Source organism: Pseudomonas sp. HMSC067G02, from assembly GCF_001813485.1.
Classification (GTDB): Bacteria; Pseudomonadota; Gammaproteobacteria; order Pseudomonadales; family Pseudomonadaceae; genus Pseudomonas; species Pseudomonas aeruginosa.
This window is the reverse complement of record NZ_KV812728.1, coordinates 149,532-170,061: the sequence shown is the minus strand read 5'-3', so window position 1 is coordinate 170,061 and position 20,530 is coordinate 149,532. Positions and strand designations below refer to the sequence as shown.

The 20,530-nt window shown below is 67.7% G+C and carries 17 protein-coding genes; 9 read left to right on the top strand and 8 right to left on the bottom strand.

Annotated features, from left to right (window positions below):
- Positions 1 to 81 precede the first annotated feature (81 nt).
- The 3 genes from HMPREF2914_RS28820 to bauA form a co-directional block, all read right to left on the bottom strand.
- Complete coding sequence (locus HMPREF2914_RS28820) at positions 82 to 1,575, bottom strand: CoA-acylating methylmalonate-semialdehyde dehydrogenase (RefSeq protein ID WP_003101230.1); 1,494 nt, start codon at positions 1,573 to 1,575, stop codon at positions 82 to 84.
- Between the two features lie 83 nt (positions 1,576 to 1,658).
- Positions 1,659 to 1,946, bottom strand: a complete 288-nt coding sequence (gene bauB, locus HMPREF2914_RS28815) for a beta-alanine degradation protein BauB (protein ID WP_003083790.1) — start codon at positions 1,944 to 1,946, stop codon at positions 1,659 to 1,661.
- Positions 1,946 to 3,292, bottom strand: a complete 1,347-nt coding sequence (gene bauA / locus HMPREF2914_RS28810; RefSeq protein WP_022580839.1) for a beta-alanine--pyruvate aminotransferase — start codon at positions 3,290 to 3,292, stop codon at positions 1,946 to 1,948. The genes bauB and bauA overlap by 1 nt, the downstream gene beginning before the upstream one ends.
- A gap of 135 nt (positions 3,293 to 3,427) precedes the next feature.
- On the opposite strand from bauA, the gene bauR reads away from it, so the two are divergent.
- Positions 3,428 to 4,345, top strand: coding sequence for an HTH-type transcriptional activator BauR (gene bauR, locus HMPREF2914_RS28805; RefSeq protein ID WP_003083805.1), 918 nt, complete (start codon positions 3,428 to 3,430; stop codon positions 4,343 to 4,345).
- Positions 4,346 to 4,457: 112 nt separating this feature from the next.
- Here the strand turns inward: bauR and guaD are convergent, their stop codons facing one another.
- The gene (gene guaD, locus HMPREF2914_RS28800; protein ID WP_003128340.1) at positions 4,458 to 5,828 is read right to left on the bottom strand and encodes a guanine deaminase; all 1,371 of its coding nucleotides are present in this window, start codon (positions 5,826 to 5,828) and stop codon (positions 4,458 to 4,460) included.
- Positions 5,829 to 6,938: 1,110 nt separating this feature from the next.
- On the opposite strand from guaD, the gene HMPREF2914_RS28790 reads away from it, so the two are divergent.
- The 5 genes from HMPREF2914_RS28790 to ahpF all read left to right on the top strand — a co-directional run bounded on the left by HMPREF2914_RS28790 (position 6,939) and on the right by ahpF (position 12,994).
- A complete protein-coding gene (locus tag HMPREF2914_RS28790; RefSeq protein WP_023092261.1) occupies positions 6,939 to 8,510 on the top strand; it encodes an ABC transporter ATP-binding protein in 1,572 nt (523 codons plus the stop codon).
- A complete protein-coding gene (locus tag HMPREF2914_RS28785) occupies positions 8,510 to 9,607 on the top strand; it encodes an ABC transporter permease (protein ID WP_023092262.1) in 1,098 nt (365 codons plus the stop codon). Before HMPREF2914_RS28790 ends, HMPREF2914_RS28785 begins: the two co-directional genes overlap by 1 nt.
- A 22-nt stretch (positions 9,608 to 9,629) precedes the next feature.
- The gene (locus tag HMPREF2914_RS28780; protein ID WP_003083821.1) at positions 9,630 to 10,556 is read left to right on the top strand and encodes an ABC transporter permease; all 927 of its coding nucleotides are present in this window, start codon (positions 9,630 to 9,632) and stop codon (positions 10,554 to 10,556) included.
- 164 nt (positions 10,557 to 10,720) lie between these two features.
- Positions 10,721 to 11,284 carry an alkyl hydroperoxide reductase subunit C gene (gene ahpC, locus HMPREF2914_RS28775; RefSeq protein ID WP_003083828.1) on the top strand — a complete coding sequence of 188 codons (564 nt, stop codon included), beginning with the start codon at positions 10,721 to 10,723 and terminating at the stop codon, positions 11,282 to 11,284.
- A 144-nt stretch (positions 11,285 to 11,428) separates the two neighbouring features.
- On the top strand, positions 11,429 to 12,994 hold the full coding sequence (ahpF, locus tag HMPREF2914_RS28770; RefSeq protein ID WP_023092263.1) for an alkyl hydroperoxide reductase subunit F: 1,566 nt from the start codon (positions 11,429 to 11,431) through the stop codon (positions 12,992 to 12,994).
- A 79-nt stretch (positions 12,995 to 13,073) separates the two neighbouring features.
- On the opposite strand, the gene ppk2 is transcribed toward ahpF, so the two are convergent.
- The gene (ppk2, locus tag HMPREF2914_RS28765) at positions 13,074 to 13,970 is read right to left on the bottom strand and encodes a polyphosphate kinase 2 (RefSeq protein WP_003137024.1); all 897 of its coding nucleotides are present in this window, start codon (positions 13,968 to 13,970) and stop codon (positions 13,074 to 13,076) included.
- A gap of 454 nt (positions 13,971 to 14,424) precedes the next feature.
- Between ppk2 and HMPREF2914_RS28760 the strand changes: the two genes are divergently transcribed.
- Both HMPREF2914_RS28760 and HMPREF2914_RS28755 read left to right on the top strand, forming a co-directional pair.
- Positions 14,425 to 15,774 (top strand): 8-oxoguanine deaminase, encoded by a 1,350-nt coding sequence (locus tag HMPREF2914_RS28760; protein WP_023092264.1) that lies wholly within the window; start codon positions 14,425 to 14,427, stop codon positions 15,772 to 15,774.
- 106 nt (positions 15,775 to 15,880) lie between these two features.
- A complete protein-coding gene (locus tag HMPREF2914_RS28755; RefSeq protein ID WP_003137027.1) occupies positions 15,881 to 16,933 on the top strand; it encodes a nucleoside hydrolase in 1,053 nt (350 codons plus the stop codon).
- A gap of 36 nt (positions 16,934 to 16,969) precedes the next feature.
- Here the strand turns inward: HMPREF2914_RS28755 and HMPREF2914_RS28750 are convergent, their stop codons facing one another.
- The 3 genes from HMPREF2914_RS28750 to HMPREF2914_RS28740 form a co-directional block, all read right to left on the bottom strand.
- Positions 16,970 to 17,818, bottom strand: coding sequence for a nucleoside-specific channel-forming Tsx family protein (locus HMPREF2914_RS28750; protein ID WP_003083838.1), 849 nt, complete (start codon positions 17,816 to 17,818; stop codon positions 16,970 to 16,972).
- Positions 17,819 to 17,852: 34 nt separating this feature from the next.
- Positions 17,853 to 18,479: a nucleoside 2-deoxyribosyltransferase gene (locus HMPREF2914_RS28745; protein WP_003083840.1), complete on the bottom strand. Its 627-nt coding sequence runs from the start codon at positions 18,477 to 18,479 to the stop codon at positions 17,853 to 17,855.
- A 149-nt stretch (positions 18,480 to 18,628) separates the two neighbouring features.
- On the bottom strand, positions 18,629 to 19,147 hold the full coding sequence (locus HMPREF2914_RS28740; protein WP_003083842.1) for a nucleoside 2-deoxyribosyltransferase: 519 nt from the start codon (positions 19,145 to 19,147) through the stop codon (positions 18,629 to 18,631).
- 238 nt (positions 19,148 to 19,385) lie between these two features.
- Here HMPREF2914_RS28740 and HMPREF2914_RS28735 point away from each other — a divergent pair, with 238 nt between their 5' ends.
- Positions 19,386 to 20,483: a BMP family ABC transporter substrate-binding protein gene (locus HMPREF2914_RS28735; protein WP_009314963.1), complete on the top strand. Its 1,098-nt coding sequence runs from the start codon at positions 19,386 to 19,388 to the stop codon at positions 20,481 to 20,483.
- Positions 20,484 to 20,530: the final 47 nt, after the last annotated feature.

Here is a 20,530-nt window from a genome sequence, read left to right as displayed (position 1 = left end):
GGTGCCCCATCAACCATTAAATCCGTATACCCAAAGAAAAAAGGCATGGTCGTTACCGACCATGCCTGTTGTCGTCAGCCTTCAGAGGCTGGGGAAGGCGAATTGCGAGGCCTCGTGGCTGGCCCGCTGCGGCCAGCGCTGGGTGATGGCCTTGCGCCGGGTGTAGAAGCGCACGCCGTCCGGGCCGTAGGCGTGGAGGTCGCCGAACAGCGAGCGCTTCCAGCCGCCGAAGCTGTGGTAGGCCACCGGCACCGGCAGCGGGACGTTGACGCCGACCATGCCGACCTCGATCTCGTCGCAGAACAGGCGGGCGGCCTCGCCGTCGCGAGTGAAGATGCAGGTGCCGTTGCCGTATTCGTGGTCGTTGATCAACTGCATGGCCTCTTCCAGGCTGTTGACGCGAACCACGCACAGCACCGGGCCGAAGATCTCTTCCTTGTAGATGGTCATTTCCGGGGTCACCCGGTCGAACAGGCTGCCGCCGAGGAAGAAGCCGTTCTCGTGGCCGGCGACCTGGTAGCCGCGGCCGTCCACCACCAGCTCCGCGCCCTGGGCCACGCCGCTGTCGATGTAGCCGGTGACCTTGGCCTGCGCGGCGGCAGTGACCAGCGGGCCCATGTCGAGGCCGCAGGAAGTGCCGGCGCCGATCTTCAGCGCCTTGATCTGCGGAACCAGCTTGGCGATCAGCGCGTCGGCCACCTGGTCGCCGACGCATACCGCCACCGAGATCGCCATGCAGCGCTCGCCGCAGGAGCCGTAGGCGGCACCCATCAGCGCGCTGACGGCGTTGTCGAGGTCGGCGTCGGGCATCAGCACCGCATGGTTCTTCGCGCCGCCCAGGGCCTGCACGCGCTTGCCGCGCTTGGTGCCCTCGGCATAGATGTATTCGGCGATGGGGGTCGAGCCGACGAAGCTGATGGCCTTCACTTCCGGCGCCTGGAGCAGGCCGTCCACGGCTTCCTTGTCGCCGTGCACCACGTTCAGCACGCCCTTCGGCAGGCCGGCTTCGTGGAACAGCTCGGCGATCAGCAGGGTGGAGCTGGGGTCGCGCTCGGAGGGCTTGAGGATGAAGGTGTTGCCGCAGGCGATGGCCAGCGGGTACATCCACAGCGGCACCATCGCCGGGAAGTTGAACGGGGTGATCCCGGCGACCACGCCGATCGGCTGGAAGTCGCTCCAGGCGTCGATGTTCGGGCCGACGTTGCGGCTGTACTCGCCCTTGAGGATTTCCGGGGCGGCGCAGGCGTACTCGACGTTCTCGATGCCGCGCTTGAGTTCGCCGGCGGCGTCTTCCAGGGTCTTGCCGTGCTCTTCGCTGATCAGCTTGGAAATCCGCGCCTCGTTCTGCTCCAGCAGTTGCTTGAAGCGGTACAGCACCTGTGCGCGCTTGGCCGGCGGGGTGTTGCGCCAGGCCGGGAAGGCGGCCCTGGCGGCATCGATGGCTTTCTGCAGGGTCTTGCCGTCGGCCAGCGGGACCTTGTGGATGGCTTCGCCGGTGGAGGGGTTGAAGACGTCGGCGCTGCGGCCGTTGTCGGCGACCATTTCGCCGTTGATCAGGTGGTGGAGGGTGCCCATCTTGTCTTGTTCTCTCTTCGCTAGGGGTGACGAAAGGGCCGTGGCCCTTTCCCTTTACCCGCTCCCTGGGGAGCGGGTGCGGATTACTTGATCTCGGTCTCGACGAAGACCACTTCGTGTGCGCTGGCGTTGATCACGTTGTGCTCGACGCCGGCCTTGCGGAAGTAGGCCTGTCCGGCGACCAGCGGCGCGTGGCGGTCGCCCTCGGGGGTTTCCAGCAGCAGCGTGCCGTCGGTCAGCGGTACCACCACATAGTCGTGGCCGTGGCGGTGGCGCCCGGTTTCCGCGCCGGGGGCGAAGCGCCATTCGGTCACGATCACCTCGGCGTTGTCCACCTGCACGGTGGGTACGGCTTGCGGGCGGCCGCTCATCAGGCGATGCCGTTGAGCGCTTCGCCGACCGCGTCGAACAGGCGGTCCAGCTCTTCCGGCCTGGCGTTGAAGGTCGGGCCGAATTGCAGGGTATCGCCGCCGAAGCGCACGTAGAAACCCTGTTGCCAGAGCTTCATGCCGGCCTCGAACGGACGCACGGTCGGATCGCCGTCGCGCGGGGCGATCTGGATCGCGCCGGCCAGGCCGCAGTTGCGGATGTCGATGACGTTCTTCGCGCCTTGCAGGCCGTGCAGGACCTTCTCGAAGTGCGGCGCCAGCTCGGCGGACTGCTGCACCAGGTTGTCCCTGGCCAGGATGTCCAGCGCGGCGAGGCCGGCGGCGCAGGCAACCGGGTGCGCGGAGTAGGTGTAGCCGTGGCTGAACTCCACCGCGTGCTCGGGCAGCGCCTGGTTCATGAAGGTGTCGTAGATCTCGCTGCTGGCGATCACCGCGCCCATCGGCACGGCACCGTTGGTGACCTGCTTGGCGACGTTCATCAGGTCCGGGGTGACGCCGAAGTACTCGGCGCCGCTGTAGGTGCCCAGGCGGCCGAAGGCGGTGATCACCTCGTCGAAGATCAGCAGGATGTTGTGCTGGTCGCAGATCTCGCGCAGGCGCTGCAGGTAGCCGACCGGCGGCACCAGTACGCCGGCGGAGCCGGACATCGGCTCGACGATCACCGCGGCGATGTTCGAGGCGTCGTGCAGTTCGATCAGCTTGAGCAGTTCGTTGGCCAGCTCGACGCCGCCGGTCTGGGCCATCCCGCGGGTGAACGCCATGCCCGGTTGCAGGGTGTGCGGCAGGTGGTCGACGTCCATCAACTGGCCGAACATCTTGCGGTTGCCGCCGATCCCGCCGAGGCTGGTGCCGGCGACGTTGACCCCGTGGTAGCCGCGGGCGCGGCCGATCAGCTTGGTCTTCTGCGGCTGGCCTTTCAGGCGCCAGTAGGCGCGGGCCATCTTGACCGAGGTGTCGGCGCACTCGGAGCCGGAACCGGTGAAGAACACGTGGTTCAGTTCGCCTGGCAGCAACCCGGCGATCTTCTCGGCCAACTGGAAGGACAGCGGATGGCCGTACTGGAAGCCCGGCGAGTAGTCGAGGGTACCGAGCTGGCGAGCCACCGCCTCCTGGATTTCCTTGCGCGAGTGGCCGGCGCCGCAGGTCCACAGGCCGGACAGGCTGTCGTAGACCTTGCGGCCCTTGTCGTCGGTCAGCCAGCTGCCTTCGGCGGCGACGATGATCCGCGGGTCCTTCTGGAAGTTGCGGTTGGCGGAGAAGGGCATCCAGTGGGCGCGCAGGTTGAGTTCGCTGGAAACCGGCGGGGCCACGTTGAGCGGCTGGTTCATCGTTCGATCCTCGGGCTTTCTTGTTGGAAGGTTCCGCGCACGCGGCGGCGGAGCGTTGGGATCAAGCTTGGCCCTGACGAAAGGTTAGATAAAGCTTATTCTTCTCACGTTTAGTTTCGACTGGGTAAAACAATAATGGCCAAATCCCGCAACCCGTCGCTCGGCCAGGTCAGCGATTTCGATATCCGCCTGCTGCGCATCTTCAAGACCATCGTCGAGTGCGGCAGTTTCTCCGCCGCCGAGAGCACTCTCGGCCTCAGCCGCTCGGCGATCAGCCTGCACATGGGCGACCTGGAGAAGCGCCTGGGCATGCGCCTGTGCCAGCGCGGCCGCGCCGGCTTCGCCCTGACCGACGAGGGCCGCGAGGTCTATCGCGCGACCCAGACCCTGCTGGCGGCGCTGGAGGGGTTCCGCGCCGAGGTCAACGACCTGCACCAGCACCTGCGCGGCGAACTCAACATCGGCATCATCAACAACCTGGTGACCCTGCCGCAGATGCGCATCACCCACGCCCTCAGCGCGCTCAAGGGGCAGGGACCGCAGGTGCGGATCAACATCGGCATGACCACCCCCAACGAGATCGAACTGGGCGTGCTCGACGGTCACCTGCATGTCGGCGTGGTGCCGTTGATCAGTCCGCTGTCGGGGCTCGAGTACCTGCCGCTGTATGACGAGCACGCGCAGCTCTATTGCAGCCGCGGCCACGCACTGTTCGAACGCGCCGACGGCGATATCGCGGTGGACGAGGTGCTCGCCGCGGACGCCGTGGCGCCCAGCTACCGCCTGCCCGCCGAAGCCCAGGCGCGCCACCAGGAGCTGAACAACAGTGCCAGCGCCTCGGACCGCGAGGGCATGGCGTTCCTGATCCTGACCGGCAACTTCATCGGCTACCTGCCGTCGCACTACGCCGCCGACTGGGTCGCCGCCGGGATGCTGCGGCCCCTGCTGCCGGAGCGTTTCCACTACGCCATCGCGCTGACCATCGTGACCCGCAAGGGACGCCGGCCGAACCTGGTGCTGGAACGGTTCCTGGAGGCGGTGGCGGTGTCGTGAGGGCGCGGATGGAGTGACGCGAGCTTCGGCTGCCCGCCGAACGGCGCCTTTTCTCTACGGCGCGAGGAGGTGGCATGCAGCGACGGGCCGAGCCAACGCGGGAAAGAGGCTCTCACCCCTTCGCATGGCGCCGCTCCCCCATCACCCAGGTCTCCGCCACCGCGCGGTCGTCGCCCAGGGTGTTCAGCACGAACAGGGTATCGGCCAGGCCGCGCGCATGCTCCATGCGCTGGGCGATCATCGGCGTGGCGGCCAGGTCGAGAGCGACGAAGTCGGCCTCGCGGCCGGGCAGGAAGTTACCGACCAGGCCGTCCAGGTCGAGCGCCCTGGCGCCGCCGAGGGTGGCCAGGTAGAGCGCCTGGAACGGATCGAGGCTGGTGCCGCGCAATTGCTGGATCTTGTAGGCGTCGGCGAGGTTGGCCAGCAGCGACAGGCTGGTGCCGCCGCCGACGTCGCTGCCGATGCCGACGCGGATGCCGTATTGCTGGGCGCGGCCAAGGTCGAACAGGCCGGAGCCGATGAACAGGTTGGAACTGGGACAGTGCGCCAGCGCTGCGTTCTTGTGCGCCAGGCAGCGGCATTCGCGTTCGGAGAGATGGATGCCATGGGCGAACACGCTGCGTTCGCCGACCAGGCCGGCGCGATGATAGACGTCCAGGTAGTCCTGCGCCTGGGGAAACAGCTCGCCGACCCAGGCGACTTCCTTGAGGTTCTCCGAAAGATGGGTGTGCAGGTAGACGCCGGGATACTCGTCCAGCAGGCGCGCCGCCGCGGCCAGTTGCTCGGGCGAGGAGGTCGGCGCGAAGCGCGGGGTGACCGCGTATTGCAGGCGCCCGTTGCCGTGCCAGCGCTCGATCAGCGCGCGGCTCTCGGCGTAGCCACTGGCCGCGGTATCGCACAGCGCCGGCGGCGCGTTGCGGTCCATCAGAACCTTGCCGGCGATCATCCGCAGGCGGCGCTTCTGCGCGGCCTGGAAGAATGCCTCGGCGGATACCGCATGGACCGTGCCGAACACCAGCGCGGTAGTGGTGCCGTGGCGCAGCAGTTCGTCGAGGAACAGCTCGGCCTGGGCGGCGGCGTAGCCGGCATCGGCAAAGCGCTGCTCGGCGGGAAAGGTGTGGGTTTCCAGCCAGTCCAGCAGTTGGGTGCCGTAGGAGGCGATCACTCCGAGTTGCGGGTAATGCACATGGCAGTCGACGAAGCCGGGCAGCAGCAGGCGCTGCGGATGTTCCTCCAGCGGCAGGTCGGCGGGCAGTTGCGGCAGCAGGTAGGCTGCGTGATCGAGCGCGCGCACGTGGCCGTGTTCGATCCACAGCAGGCCGTCCTCGAAATACTCCCAGGCCTTGTCGCCGAGCTTCGCCGGGTCGCCGAGGAAATGCAGGATCCGCCCGCGATGGGCTGAACTGCTCATCGCGCTCCCGCCGTGGTCGGAGTGCAGGATAAGTGGGGGGACGAAGTTGCCAGCAGGTACTGCATCGTTCATCTCCTCTGCTGCCGGAACGGCGCTTTCGCCTCTTTAGTCCGGGAAATCGACGGAAATATCCCGTCTTTGGCGCGTGATCTCGCTTCCGCCATTATGCACTGTGCGCATGCTGTGGATAAGTCTGTGTGTAGCGCGTGTGCGGAAAGATTGCACGAGCCATTGCGGAATGTGCCCATCTGGCTTCCGGCAGGCGATCCGCGGAAAGCGTTCCGGCACCTTGAATCCGCCGTGCGAAATGCCCGGTCGGCAACTGGCGCTTCTGTGGGTTTGTCTGTGGAAAAGCTGTTCGCATTCCCCGTTGAAAAAATGCCTTCGGCGGTCGGGGGAAAGGCATTGGACGGAGCCGCAGGATTTCTCCCGGTTGGCGAAAGAGCCAGGGAAAAGGTGCTGTGGAATGCGCCACGACGGTGCATCGCGAAACTGTGGACAGCGGATCCACCCATAGCGCCGCCGAGCATGCTTCCGTCGATCGCCGCGGACTTTACTGGAAAGCCGGAAAGCCCAGTATCCATGGGCATCATGGTGTCTAAAGGGGAAGTCCTGGAGACATTTTCACGGGCATTCCCGTTCCGCGGGTTTCCTGTGGAAAAGCTGTTGGCAAACTATGCCGGAAGCGGGCCGCCGGGGCTGCCCCAGGGATTCGGCCGAGCCATGGCTTGGCCGGGAGAGGTCGTTCTGCCGGGTTCCTCCGAACGGCTGTCGATATCTTGTGGATAAAGCTGTTGGCAAAGTGTTGGAAAAAATGCCTTGCCAGGTCGTGCTCATGACCTGCCGGGTTGGCTGTTTTCTGTCCAGCGCCGATGTTGCGAAAATTGCCGGGACGGTCGGCGCGGGAGGCTTCCCAAGGTCCCGGATGGGCTCCCGACACGCTGTGGATAACTCTGTGAGCAAGGTGGTGATGACTGTTTTGCGACAAATGCTCACGCGGGTGCGCCGCAGGGTTGCCCGCAAATGTGCCGCGGCGTCCCAGGCGTGCCCCGGCTTGGTGCCGCTCGGCGCGGCAGCCTGGCCCGTGGCTCCCGGCGCAAGCCGCGTTCCAGGGCTTTCCTGACCTCCTGGCCAGGTATTTGCACCGGCCGCGGCATCGTCGAGCAACCGACCGGGTCCGCCATGTCCGCACCTTCCTCCTTCGCGCCGCCGCGCCTCGAACTGCGCGGGATCAGCAAGCGCTATCCGGGTTGCCTGGCCAACGACCGCATCGACCTGTGCATCGACGCCGGCGAGATCCACGCCCTGCTCGGTGAGAACGGCGCCGGCAAGAGCACGCTGATGAAGATCATCTACGGCGTGACCCGTCCCGATGCCGGCGAGATCCGCTGGCAGGGCGAGCCGGTGCAGGTGCGCGACCCGGCTCGCGCCCGGGCGCTGGGGATCGGCATGGTGTTCCAGCATTTCTCCCTGTTCGAGACGCTCAGCGTGGCGGAGAACATCGCGCTCGCCCTCGGCGCCGAGGCGGGCAGCCCGCGCCGGTTGGAGGCGCGTATTCGCGAGGTGTCGCAGCGCTACGGCATGCCGCTGGAGCCTCGCCGGCTGGTCCATGGGCTGTCCATCGGCGAGCGCCAGCGGGTGGAAATCGTGCGCTGCCTGATGCAGGACATCCGCCTGCTGATCCTTGACGAGCCGACCTCGGTGCTGACCCCGCGCGAGGCCGAGGATCTCTTCGTCACCCTGCGCCGTCTTGCGGAGGAGGGCTGCAGTGTCCTCTTCATCAGCCACAAGCTGGCCGAGGTCCGTGCGCTCTGCCAGCGCGCCACGGTGCTGCGCGGCGGACGGGTGGCCGGACAGTGCGTGCCGGCGCAATGTTCCGATCTCGAGCTGGCGCGGCTGATGGTGGGCGACGCCGAGGGCCTGGCGGCGGAGTATCCGAAGGTCACCGGCGGCGCGCCTTTCCTCCAGGTGCGCGACCTGCACTGGCGCAACCCGGACCCCTTCGGCGTGTCCTTCGCCGGCCTCGACCTGGAGGTGCGCAGCGGCGAGATCCTCGGTATCGCCGGGGTCGCCGGCAACGGCCAGGACGAGTTGCTTGCCCTGCTCAGCGGCGAAGTGCGCCTGCCGCGCGCCCAGGCCGAGCGCATCCGCCTCGGCGGCTGCGCCGGCGCGCACCTGGCGCCGGATGCGCGGCGCCGCGCCGGCCAGGCCTTCGTGCCCGCCGAGCGGCTGGGGCACGGCGCGGTGCCGGAGATGAGCCTGGCGGACAATGCGCTGCTCACCGCCTTCCAGCAGGGCCTGGTGAGGCGCGGGTTGGTCCGGCGGCGCAAGGTGCTGGCGCTGGCCGAGGAGATCATCCGCCGTTTCGCCGTGAAGGCCCCGGGTGCCGGGGCGCCGGCACGCAGCCTTTCCGGCGGCAACCTGCAGAAGTTCATCCTCGGCCGCGAGATCCTCCAGGCCCCGCGCCTGCTGGTGGCGGCGCATCCCACCTGGGGCGTGGACGTCGGCGCGGCGGCGCTGATCCACCGCGCGCTGATCGCCTTGCGCGATACCGGTACGGCGATCCTGGTGGTCTCCGAGGACCTCGACGAGCTGTTCCTGCTCAGCGACCGCATCGCCGCGCTGTGTTCGGGTCGGCTGTGCCCGGCGGTCGCCACCGCGAGCGCTTCGCCGCAGCAGGTCGGCGGCTGGATGGCCGGTCAATTCGAGGCGCCGGCGGCGGTCGCCGGCGCCGTTGCCCAAGGGAGCCTGTGATGCTGTTGTCCCTGGAACCGCGCGGCCGGCAGTCGCGCTGGATGCTGCTGGCCTCTCCGCTGCTGGCGGGGTTGCTGACCCTGGTCTGCGGCGCGCTGCTGTTCGCCTGTCTCGGCCACGATCCCTGGCAGACCCTGCATACCGTGCTGGTACAGCCGCTCAGCGACCTCTATGGGCTCGGCGAGCTGCTGGTCAAGGCCATGCCGATCCTGCTCTGTGCCCTCGGCCTGGCACTGGCCTACCAGGCGCGCGTGTGGAACATCGGCGCGGAGGGCCAGTTGCTGGTCGGCGCCCTGGCCGGCAGCGCGGTGGCGATCCAGTTGCTCGACTGGCAGAGCCGCTGGGCGCTGGCCTGGGTGCTGCTCGCCGGCACCGCTGCCGGGGCGCTCTGGGCCGGGTTCGCCGCCTGGCTGCGAACGCGCTTCAACGCCAACGAGATCCTGACCACCATCATGCTCAACTACATCGCGCTGAACCTGCTGCTGTACGGCGTGCACGGGCCGTTGAAGGACCCGGATGGCTTCAACTTCCCGCAGTCGGCGCTGTTCGGCGAGGCCAGCCGCCTGCCGGTGCTGTTCGAGGACAGCCGGGTGCACCTTGGCGCATTGTTCGGCCTGCTGGCGCTGGCGGCGGTCTGGGTGCTGGCGCAGCGCAGCTTCCTCGGTTTCCAGGTCCGCGTGCTCGGCCTCGACCGCCGCGCCGCCGGTTTCGTCGGTTTCCGCGAGAAGCGCCTGGTCTGGTTCGTGCTGCTGTTCTCCGGCGCGCTGGCAGGCCTGGCCGGCGTCTGCGAGGTCGCCGGGCCGATCGGCCAACTGGTGCCGCAGGTCTCGCCGGGCTACGGCTATGCGGCGATCACCGTGGCCTTCCTCGGCCGTCTCAATCCCTTCGGCATCCTCTGCGCCAGCCTGCTGATGGCGTTGCTCTACCTCGGCGGCGAGGCCGCGCAGATGAGCCTCAACCTGCCGTTGGCGCTGACCGGGCTGTTCCAGGGGATGATGCTGTTCTTCCTCCTCGCCTGCGACGTGCTGATCCTCTACCGCCCACGTTTGCACGGACGCTGGCGCAAGCGCCCGGCGCTGCGCGACGCCCTGGCCTGAGCCGAACCGCCGAGGAACCACGATGGATATCGATCTGCTCGACAACCTGCTGTTCGCCATGGTCCGCACCGGTACTCCGCTGCTGCTGGTGGCGCTGGGCGAACTGGTCTGCGAGAGAAGCGGAGTGCTCAACCTGGGCCAGGAGGGGATGATGCTGTTCGGCGCGGTGATCGGCTTCATGGTCGCCTTCTCCAGCGGCAGCCTGTGGCTCGGCGTGCTCCTCGCGGTGCTCGCCGGCATGCTGCTGGCGGCGCTGTTCGCCGGGGTCGCCCTGTACCTGAACGCCAACCAGGTGGCCTGCGGCCTGGCGCTGACCATCTTCGGCGTCGGCCTGTCGTCGTTCGTCGGCGCCGCCTGGGTCGGCAAGCCGCTGCAAGGGTTCGCCCCGCTGGCGCTGCCGGTGCTGGGCGAGTTGCCGCTGCTCGGGCGCATGCTGTTCGCCCAGGACGCGCTGGTCTACCTGAGCCTGGCGCTGTTCGCCGCGGTCGCCTGGATGCTCCTGCGCAGCCGCGCCGGGCTGGTTCTCCAGGCGGTCGGCGAGAACCCCGACGCGGCCAGCGCGATGGGCCTACCGGTGCTGCGCGTGCGCACCCTGGCGGTGCTCTTCGGCGGCGCCATGGCCGGCCTGGCCGGTGCCTACCTGTCGCTGGCCTACACGCCGATGTGGGCGGAGAACATGACCGCCGGACGTGGCTGGATCGCCCTGGCGCTGGTGGTCTTCGCCAGTTGGCGGGTGTTCCGCGTGCTGCTCGGTGCCTGGTTGTTCGGCCTGGCCAGCATCCTGCACCTGGTGGCCCAGGGGATCGGGCTGTCGATTCCGGCCAACCTGCTGGCGATGCTGCCCTATGCGGCGACCATCCTGGTGCTGGTCCTGCTCTCCCGCGATGCCCTGCGCACCCGGCTGTATGCCCCGGTTTCCCTGGGCCAGCCGTGGAAGGCCGGGCACTGACGAGGGCAGGTTCTTCGATTAGTTGTTTTAACTATTTATATATTCTTCGATAGATTTAGATAATTTCACTGATGGCCTAAATCAATGGGGCATTTTTGCCGAACCCCGTTAAGATTCTCCCAGTCGATTTGAAACACCCCATTCAACTGAGAGAGGAACGACTGATGTCCCTGATCAACACTCAAGTCCAACCGTTCAAGGTCAACGCTTTCCACAACGGCAAGTTCATCGAGGTGACCGAGGAATCCCTGAAGGGCAAGTGGTCGGTCCTGATCTTCATGCCGGCTGCCTTCACCTTCAACTGCCCGACCGAGATCGAAGACGCCGCCAACAACTACGGCGAGTTCCAGAAAGCCGGTGCCGAGGTCTACATCGTGACCACCGACACCCACTTCTCGCACAAGGTCTGGCACGAAACCTCCCCGGCCGTCGGCAAGGCCCAGTTCCCGCTGATCGGCGACCCGACCCACCAGCTGACCAACGCCTTCGGCGTGCACATCCCGGAAGAAGGCCTGGCCCTGCGCGGTACCTTCGTGATCAACCCGGAAGGCGTGATCAAGACCGTCGAGATCCACTCCAACGAGATCGCTCGTGACGTCGGCGAGACCGTACGCAAGCTGAAGGCCGCCCAGTACACCGCCGCTCACCCGGGCGAAGTCTGCCCGGCCAAGTGGAAGGAAGGCGAGAAGACCCTCGCTCCGTCCCTGGACCTGGTCGGCAAGATCTAAGACCGCGCCGGCGGCATTCGCCGCCAGCCTCTCCGGCGGACGATCCCTCGCGGATCGTCCACCCTTCACCCAGCCAACGCGCCGTGCAGGGCGGATGTCCCATCCGCCGGGGATACGTTTGCCCGAATTTCGAGGAGCTGAACCATGTTGGACGCCAATCTTAAAACCCAGTTGAAGGCCTACCTGGAAAAGGTCAGCCAGCCGTTCGAGATCGTCGCGTCCCTCGATGACAGCGACAAATCCCGCGAGCTGCTGGGCCTGCTGCAAGACATCGTCGGCCTGACCGACAAGATCACCCTGAAGACCGACGGCAGCGATGCGCGCAAACCGTCGTTCTCGCTGAACCGCCCCGGTGCGGACATCGGCCTGCGCTTCGCCGGTATCCCCATGGGCCACGAATTCACCTCGCTGGTGCTGGCCTTGCTGCAGGTAGGCGGCCACCCCTCCAAGCTCGACGCGGACGTGATCGAGCAGGTCAAGGGCATCGAGGGCACCTTCGAGTTCGAAACCTACTTCTCGCTGTCCTGCCAGAACTGCCCGGACGTGGTCCAGGCGCTGAACCTGATGGCCGTGCTCAACCCGAACATCCGTCACGTCGCCATCGACGGCGCGCTGTTCCAGGATGAGGTCGAGACGCGCCAGATCATGTCGGTGCCGAGCATCTACCTCAACGGCGAAGTCTTCGGCCAGGGCCGCATGGGCGTGGAAGAGATCCTCGCCAAGATCGACACCGGCGCCGCCGCCCGCGACGCCGAGAAGCTGACCGCCCGCGACGCCTTCGACGTACTGGTGGTCGGCGGTGGTCCGGCCGGCGCCGCGGCGGCGATCTACGCCGCGCGCAAGGGCATTCGCACCGGCGTCGCCGCCGAGCGCTTCGGCGGCCAGGTGCTGGACACCATGGCCATCGAGAACTTCATCTCGGTGCAGGAGACCGAAGGGCCGAAGCTGGCGCGGGCGCTGGAAGAGCACGTGCGTCACTACGAGGTCGACATCATGAACCTGCAGCGCGCCAGCAAGCTGGTTCCGGCGAAGAACACCGGCGAGTTGCACGAGGTGCAGTTCGAGAGCGGCGGCAGCCTCAAGGCCAAGACCCTGATCCTCGCCACCGGCGCTCGCTGGCGCGAAATGGGCGTGCCCGGCGAGCAGGAGTACAAGGCCAAGGGCGTGTGCTTCTGCCCGCACTGCGACGGCCCGCTGTTCAAGGGCAAGCGCGTGGCGGTGATCGGCGGCGGCAACTCTGGCGTCGAGGCGGCCATCGACCTGGCCGGCATCGTCGCCCATGTGACCCTGCTGGAATTCGACAGCAAGTTGCGCGCCGATGCCGTGCTGCAACGCAAGCTCTACAGCCTGCCGAACGTCGAGGTGATCACCAGTGCCCTGACCAGCGAAGTGAAGGGCGACGGCCAGAAGGTCACCGGCCTGGTGTACAAGGACCGCAACTCCGAGGAGTTCAAGTCGATCGAGCTGGAAGGCATCTTCGTGCAGATCGGCCTGCTGCCCAACACCGAGTGGCTCAAGGGCAGCGTCGAGCTGTCGCCGCGTGGCGAGATCATCGTCGACGCCCGTGGCGAGACCTCGCTGCCCGGCATCTTCGCCGCCGGCGACGTGACCACGGTGCCGTACAAGCAGATCGTGATCGCCGTGGGCGAGGGCGCCAAGGCTTCGCTGAGCGCCTTCGACCACCTGATCCGGACCTCCGCGCCGGAGTGACCCGGCCAGCGACCGTCGAACCAGGGACGCCCGGAGCGCGAAAGCGCCCCGGGCGTTTTCGTTGGCGCGACCGCCCGCCTCAGGCCGGGATATCCAGGTTCGCGTGGCCCGGCGCGGCGGCCGCCTCGGCGTAGACCTTCTCGTCCTCCTCGATCACCCGCGAGGCCGGCCCCACCAGCAACGGGTCGGGCTCATGGGCGATGCGCCGGTCCTTGTCCGGGTAGTCCAGCGCGTGCAGGAAGTGGCGGATGCAGTTGAGTCGTGCGCGCTTCTTGTCGTCGGACTTGATGACCGTCCACGGCGCGTCGGCGGTGTCGGTATGGAAGAACATCGCCTGCTTGGCGGCGGTGTAGTCGTCCCATTTGTCCAGAGACTTGATGTCGATGGGCGACAGCTTCCAGTGCTTGAGCGGATCGTCGCGGCGCGAGATGAAGCGCCGCAGTTGCTCCTCGCGGCTCACCGAGAACCAGTACTTGAACAGCAGGATGCCGCTGTTGCTCAGCATGCGCTCCAGCTCGGGGGCCTGGCGCATGAACTCCAGGTATTGCAGTGGCGAACAGAAGCCCATGACCCGCTCGACGCCGGCGCGGTTGTACCAGGAGCGGTCGAAGAAGACCATCTCGCCGGCGGTGGGCAGGTGCTGGATGTAGCGCTGGAAATACCACTGGCCCTGCTCCTGGGAGGAGGGTTTCTCCAGGGCTACGATCCGCGCGCCGCGCGGGTTCAGGTGCTCCATGAAGCGCTTGATGGTACCGCCCTTGCCGGCGGCGTCGCGGCCTTCGAACAGGACCACCACGCGCTGGCCGGTCTCCTTCACCCAGCTCTGCACCTTGAGCAGTTCGATCTGCAGGTCGTGCTTGGCTTTCTCGTACTCGTTACGGCGCATCCGCGTGTGATAGGGATAGTTCGCCGGCAGGCTCGCCGAGGTGCTGTCCTCGCTGCTGCCGTGGGGCGCGCTGGCGACCTGCAGGGCCACCGGCTTCTGGCTGATCGCCTGGATCTCCTCGCGGGCTTTCTGCGCCGGGCTGGCCACCCGCGGGCGGCGGGTCGCCGGCTTGCGTGGGGCGCGGCGGGCGGCTGGCCGGGCCGGCTTGGCCGGCTGCGCGGCGGGTTGCTCGGGGGAGGGGGGAGTGACAGTGGGTTCTTCGCTCATGCGGGGCTCCTTCCGTTCTACGTTTTCAGCTATGCAGTCCCCCACTCTATGCCCCTGCCGGAGGTCGTCCGTTGACCCCCATCAAACCGCGCCCGGCTGCCGCCGGGAGGAAAGCCTTACACCTCTCCGACAATCCCTTGTAGGATATCGCCACGCGCGCGGCGTCCCGTCGCCCCGCGGACCTGGATCAGCAGACAGGGTGAACACTGAGCTGGCTCTCATCAACCGAGGGCCGGCAGCGTTCGCGCCGGCCCGCCGATCCGACGAAGGTCCGCACATGTCCCGCACCTGGATTCGCAACCCCCTCGCCATCTTCACCGCCAACGGTCTCGATGCCGCCGGCGGCCTGGTCGTCGAAGACGGCCGCATCGTCGAGCTGCTCGGCGCCGGCCAGCAGCCCGCGCAGCCCTGCGCCAGCCAGTTCGACGCCAGCCGGCACGTGGTCTTGCCGGGACTCATCAACACCCATCACCACTTCTACCAGACCCTTACCCGCGCCTGGGCGCCGGTGGTCAACCAGCCGCTGTTCCCCTGGCTGAAGACCCTCTATCCGGTCTGGGCGCGGCTGACCCCGGAGAAGCTCGAACTGGCCACCAAGGTGGCGCTGGCCGAGCTGCTGCTGTCCGGCTGCACCACTGCCGCCGACCACCACTACCTGTTCCCCGGCGGCCTCGAACAGGCCATCGACGTGCAGGCCGGGGTGGTCGAGGAACTGGGCATGCGCGCCATGCTCACCCGCGGCTCGATGAGCCTCGGCGAGAAGGACGGCGGCTTGCCGCCGCAGCAGACGGTGCAGGAAGCCGAGACCATCCTCGCCGACAGCGAGCGACTGATCGCTCGCTACCACCAGCGCGGCGAAGGCGCCCGGGTGCAGATCGCCCTGGCGCCCTGCTCGCCGTTCTCGGTGACTCCGGAGATCATGCGCGCCAGCGCCGAACTGGCGGCGCTCCACGACGTACGCCTGCACACCCACCTGGCGGAGACCCTCGACGAGGAAGACTTCTGCCTGCAGCGCTTCGGCCTGCGCACCGTGGACTACCTGGACAGCGTCGGCTGGCTCGGCCCGCGCACCTGGCTGGCCCACGGCATCCACTTCAACGCCGAGGAGATCCGTCGTCTCGGCGAGGCCGGCACCGGTATCTGCCACTGCCCGAGTTCGAACATGCGCCTGGCCTCGGGCATCTGCCCGACCGTGGAGCTGGAGGCGGCCGGCGCGCCGATCGGCCTGGGGGTCGATGGCTCGGCTTCCAACGACGCCTCGAACATGATCCTCGAGGCGCGCCAGGCACTCTACCTGCAACGCCTGCGCTACGGCGCCGAGCGGATCACCCCGGAACTCGCCTTGGGCTGGGCCACCCGTGGCTCGGCACGCCTGCTCGGACGCAGCGACATCGGCGAGCTGGCCCCCGGCAAGCAGGCCGACCTGGCCTTGTTCAAGCTCGACGAGCTGCGCTTCTCGGGGAGCCACGACCCGCTCTCGGCGCTGCTGCTGTGCGCTGCCGACCGTGCCGACCGGGTAATGATCGGCGGCGCCTGGCGAGTGGTCGACGGTGCCGTGGAAGGGCTCGACCTGGCCGCCCTGATCGCCCGCCACCGCGAGGCGGCGAGCGCCCTGATCGCCGGGTGAGGCGGGCGCCGACGGAGGAAGCGCCAGGCTTCCTCTGTCGGTTCGCATAGGTCGGCGCCTGGCCTGCAACCGGCTAGACTTCGGCATCCCCCACCAGGAGCCGACCATGTCCCGCGCCGCCCGCCCCCGCAATCGCTTTTGCAGCCTTCTGCTAGGACTCTCCCTGCTGATGCCCGCCAGCCTTCCTCTGTCCGCTGCCGAAACGGCGGCGGCGCAATCGCCGCGGACCCTGATCATCGACACCGACCCGGGCGCCGACGACGTGATCGCCCTGCTGTTCGCCATGGCCTCGCCGAAGGAGCTGAAGATCCAGGCGCTGACCACCGTCGCCGGCAACGTGCCGCTGGAAAAGACCGCGCGCAACGCCCGGCTGGCCCGCGAGTGGGGCAAGCGCCCGGATATCCCGGTCTACGCCGGCGCCCCGCGGCCGCTGCTGCGCACGCCGATCTACGCCGCCGACGTACACGGCAGCGAAGGCATCACCGGCGTCGAGGTGCATGAGCCGAAGCAGCCGCTGGCCGAAGGCAACGCGGTGGACTACCTGATCCGTACCCTGCGCGCGGCGCCGGAGAAGAGCGTGACCCTGGCCATGCTCGGCCCGGAGACCAACCTCGCGCTGGCCCTGACCCAGGCCCCGGACATCGTCAAGGGCATCCGCGAGATCGTGATCATGGGCGGCGCCCACTTCAACGGCGGCAACATCACCCCGGCCGCCGAATTCAATATCTTCGCCGACCCCCACGCGGCGGAAATCGTGCTCAAGAGCGGGGCGCCGATCACCATGCTGCCGCTCGACGTGACCCACAAGATCCTCACCAGCCCCGAGCGCATCGCCAAGCTGCGCAACCTCGGCAACCGAGCCGGCAAGACCGTCGCCGATATCCTCGACGCCTACGTCCAGTACGACATCAAGTACTACGGCCTGAAGGGCGGCCCGGTGCACGACGCCACGGTGGTCGCCTACCTGCTCAAGCCCTCGCTGTTCAAGGGCAAGCGGATCAACGTGCAGGTCGACAGCCGCGAGGGCATCACCTTCGGCCAGACCGTGGCCGACTGGTACGGCGGCCTCAAGCAGCCGGCCAACGTCGAGTGGATCAACGAGGGCGATGCCCAGGGGTTCTTCGACCTGCTCACCGAGCGTATCGCCCGCCTGCCCTGAGCGGGCTTCCCGCGGCGCCCGGCGTGGGCGCCGTGCTCAGAACGCGTAGCCGACGTTGAAGTAGTGGCCGATCCCGCTGGAGTCGGTGCGGCGTCCGTCCAGTTGCTCGCCGTCGCGCCACTGGGTCATGTTGCGGTAGACCTTGGCGCCGTAGCCGAACTTCCAGTGTTCGGTGTGATACCAGAGCCCGAGGTAGGCCTGGAAGCCGTTATCGGTACGGTATTCGCGCTCGAAGGCATCGTCCTTGTCGGGCAGCTTCGAGCCGAACTCGTAGTCGAAGAAGCCCTGGAAGGCGATGAAGCGCTTGCCGCCGAACTGCGCCAGCGGCTTGAACCAGTTCATGTGGGCGACGTAGCCGTCCCAGGCGTTCTCGTTGGACGCGCCGTAGTTCTTGTCGATGTAGCGCGCGTAGAGATTGAGCCCCACCGTACCCAGCCAGGGCAGCTCGGTGTTGGTGCCGATGCCCGACCACAGCACGTTCAGCCCCGGTCCCTGGCGCGCGTCGGCGTAGTAGTAGTCGAAGGCGACGAACCATTCGCGGATCGGGCCGATGGAGAAGTCGCGGCCGAGCAGGCGGTCGATGGAGAGACGCGGCTCGATGTCGACGAACCAGTTCTCGCCGTCGGGTACGTCCGAGCTGGCGTCGTCGAAGAGGTTCTTGTAGTCGATGTAGCCGTACAGGTCGAGCACCCCCTTGCGGCCGCCGAACTCCCATTCCAGGTAGCTGTCGTCGGTCAGGTAGGGGCCGCCGCGCTGGTTGAACGCGCGGTAGACGTGCAGGTTGTTCCAGAGCCCTTCGCGGGCGGCGTTCTCGTCGTTGTTTTCGGCGCCGAAGGCGGCGGCCGCGCACAGCGGGGCGGCACAGCACAGCAGGGCTTTGCGCATGGGAAGTCCTTGCCTGGAGTGGGACGGGTCGGACTCAGCCGCGGGATTGCCCGGCGAGTTGCCGGAGAGCCTGCTCGGCGTCGCCGACGACGATCCTGCCGGGCACCGCCAGCATCAGGTTGAGCGGCAGGCCGAACTCTTCCAGGGCCATGCCGTCGCGGTCGCGGGTCGGATCCTCGCCGACCAGCTCCGGGGCGTGCCGGCGGATCCGCTCGGCGTAGCTGCCGGCGTCGTCGACGTAGCCATAGACCGGCTTGCCGAGAGCGGTGGCGTAGCCGACCTCGAAGGCGGTGCCGCTGTCCGGCTCGGCGCCGCGGAAGAAGTTCAGGTTGGCCAGCACCGCGTCGGCGCGTTCGATCAGGCCGATGTTGGCGCGGTAGATCCAGGCCGCCTGTTCGCGCGGCTCGGCGAGCTGTTTCGGCAGCGCGTTGTCCAGCGGGTAGAGGCCTTCGAAGCCGTAGCGTGCGCACAGTGCCTTGAGCGCTTCGCCGTGGGCGACGGCGTCGGCGCGGAACACGTCGGGACCGGCCAGATAGAGTTTCCGCGGTCTGGCCGCGGCGCGTACGCCCGGCAGGCTGCCGAGCAGGGCGCCGGCGGGCAGCAGCAGGGCCGCCAGGCGCAAGAAGGTACGACGGCTGCTGGAACCGTTGGATCGGCTCATCGGATGCTCCCCCCAGGATGCCGGACGCCCCGCGCGGGGGCCGTTGTTGTCCGGGGATTATGGGCAGCAAGCGACATGCCAGGCGGCGCCTACCTGTCAGCAGATAGGCGGCGGCTCGCGTGCTTCTTCCGGCGCTCGGCGCGGGCGCTTCAGGCGTTCCCGCCGAGTTCCTCGGCGAGGCGTCGCAGGGCCTCGCGCGGGCCGCCGGCGACCAGCCGCGAAGGCACCGCCAGCATCAGGTTCAATGGCAGGCCGAAACCCTCCAGTTGCCAACCGTCGCGGTCCTCGCCGGGGTGCTCGCCGAGCCATTCCGGCGCCAGCCGGGCGAGGCGCTCGGCGTAGGCGCCGGCATCGCTGAGGTAGGCATATACCGGCTTGCCCAGGGCCAGGGCGTAACCCACTTCGAAGGCGGTGCCGCTGTCCGGCTCGCTGCCGCGGAACGGTTCGAGGTTGGCCAGCACGCAGTCGGCGCGCTCGATCAGGCCGACATTGGCGCGGTAGATCCAGGCGGCCTGTGCGGCTGGCTCGCGGATGTCGGCGGGCAGGGCGTGGTCGAGCGGGTAGAGGCCGAGGAAACCGAACTCGGCGCAGAGCGCCTTGAGGGTTTCGCCATGGGCTTCGGCGTCGGGGCGGAAGACGTCCGGCCCGGCCAGGTAGATCGCGGTCATCGCGTGCGTGCCTTGTTACGGAAAGCCAGCGCCCATGGTAGCGCCATCGTGGCGGCGCCGGCATGCACCAAGCGATGGCGCGCTGCACCGTCCTGCAGCCGCGCCGGCATGGCGCGGCACGCAGAAGCGCGGGCTTGAGCGGAGTTGTCCGGGTGGTCAGGTAATTGCATCGGCGGGCGGGCTGAACGCGAAGCCACGCCCGATGGCCAACCCTGCACTCACCGGAGCACGCCCATCCATGAAACACCGTCGCACGCAATCCCGCATGTCCGTCCTGCGCCGCCTTGCCGTCGTCCTCGGCCTCGGCGCCTGCGCTCTCGCCGCCGAGGCCGCCGAACCGCTGAAGATCGGCTTCGTCTATGTCGGCCCGGTCGGCGACCACGGCTGGACCTACCAGCACGAGCTGGGCCGCCGCGAACTGGTGGAGCACTTCGGCGACAAGGTGAAGACCAGCTTCGTCGAGAACGTCGCCGAGGGCGCCGACGCCGAGCGGGTCATCCGCAACCTGGCGAAAGACGGCTACGGCCTGGTCTTCACCACCTCCTTCGGCTACATGAACCCCACCGCCAAGGTGGCCCGGCAGTTTCCCAAGGTGACCTTCGAGCACGCCACCGGCTACAAGCGTGACAGGAACCTCGGCACCTACCTGTCGCGCTCCTACGAGGGACGCTACGTCGGCGGCTTCCTCGCGGCGAAGATGACCCGCAGCCACAAGATCGGCTACATCGCCTCGTTTCCGATTCCCGAGGTGATCCGCGACATCAACGCGATCCAGCTGGCGCTGGACAAATACGACCCGCAGGCCGAACTCAAGGTGATGTGGGTGAGCACCTGGTTCGATCCGGGCAAGGAGGCCGACGCGGCCAACGCGCTGATCGACCAGGGCGTCGACGTGGTGTTCCAGCACACCGATAGCCCGGCGCCGATCCAGGCCGCCGAGCGTCGCGGGGTGTACGCCGTGGGCTACGCCTCGGACATGCAGCACTTCGGTCCGAAGACCGTGCTCACCTCGATCGTCAACGACTGGGGCCCGCACTATATCCGCTCGGCCCAGGCGGTGATGGACGGCACCTGGAAATCCGAGGACTTCTGGGGCGGCTTGGCCGAGAGTACGGTGGTCCTGCCGCTGAACCAGGAGGTGCTGCCGGCGCCGGTGCGGGAAGAGGCGGGCAGGCTGATCGAGTCGATCCGCAGCGGAGCCTTCCACCCCTTCACCGGGCCGATCCGCGACCAGTCCGGCAAGGAGCGTTTCGCCGCCGGCGTCAGCGCGACCAATGCCGACCTGGCGTCGATGAACTATTACGTGGAAGGCATCAAGGCCGACCTGCCGAAGTGAGCCCTGGCCTTGTATGGAAAAAGTCGCCGAGCGCAGGCACTTTCCGT

Bases quoted from the DNA above. Each gene is read 5' to 3' on its own strand.
- ahpF (WP_023092263.1), top strand. From the start codon at position 11,429: ATGTTGGACGCCAATCTTAAAACCCAGTTGAAGGCCTACCTGGAAAAG.
- bauB (WP_003083790.1), bottom strand. From the start codon at position 1,946: ATGAGCGGCCGCCCGCAAGCCGTACCCACCGTGCAGGTGGACAACGCC.
- bauA (WP_022580839.1), bottom strand. From the start codon at position 3,292: ATGAACCAGCCGCTCAACGTGGCCCCGCCGGTTTCCAGCGAACTCAAC.
- HMPREF2914_RS28820 (WP_003101230.1), bottom strand. From the start codon at position 1,575: ATGGGCACCCTCCACCACCTGATCAACGGCGAAATGGTCGCCGACAAC.
- HMPREF2914_RS28760 (WP_023092264.1), top strand. From the start codon at position 14,425: ATGTCCCGCACCTGGATTCGCAACCCCCTCGCCATCTTCACCGCCAAC.
- HMPREF2914_RS28735 (WP_009314963.1), top strand. From the start codon at position 19,386: ATGAAACACCGTCGCACGCAATCCCGCATGTCCGTCCTGCGCCGCCTT.
- HMPREF2914_RS28740 (WP_003083842.1), bottom strand. From the start codon at position 19,147: ATGACCGCGATCTACCTGGCCGGGCCGGACGTCTTCCGCCCCGACGCC.
- guaD (WP_003128340.1), bottom strand. From the start codon at position 5,828: ATGAACGATGCAGTACCTGCTGGCAACTTCGTCCCCCCACTTATCCTG.
- HMPREF2914_RS28790 (WP_023092261.1), top strand. From the start codon at position 6,939: ATGTCCGCACCTTCCTCCTTCGCGCCGCCGCGCCTCGAACTGCGCGGG.
- HMPREF2914_RS28785 (WP_023092262.1), top strand. From the start codon at position 8,510: ATGCTGTTGTCCCTGGAACCGCGCGGCCGGCAGTCGCGCTGGATGCTG.
- HMPREF2914_RS28750 (WP_003083838.1), bottom strand. From the start codon at position 17,818: ATGCGCAAAGCCCTGCTGTGCTGTGCCGCCCCGCTGTGCGCGGCCGCC.
- ahpC (WP_003083828.1), top strand. From the start codon at position 10,721: ATGTCCCTGATCAACACTCAAGTCCAACCGTTCAAGGTCAACGCTTTC.
- bauR (WP_003083805.1), top strand. From the start codon at position 3,428: ATGGCCAAATCCCGCAACCCGTCGCTCGGCCAGGTCAGCGATTTCGAT.
- HMPREF2914_RS28755 (WP_003137027.1), top strand. From the start codon at position 15,881: ATGTCCCGCGCCGCCCGCCCCCGCAATCGCTTTTGCAGCCTTCTGCTA.
- HMPREF2914_RS28745 (WP_003083840.1), bottom strand. From the start codon at position 18,479: ATGAGCCGATCCAACGGTTCCAGCAGCCGTCGTACCTTCTTGCGCCTG.
- HMPREF2914_RS28780 (WP_003083821.1), top strand. From the start codon at position 9,630: ATGGATATCGATCTGCTCGACAACCTGCTGTTCGCCATGGTCCGCACC.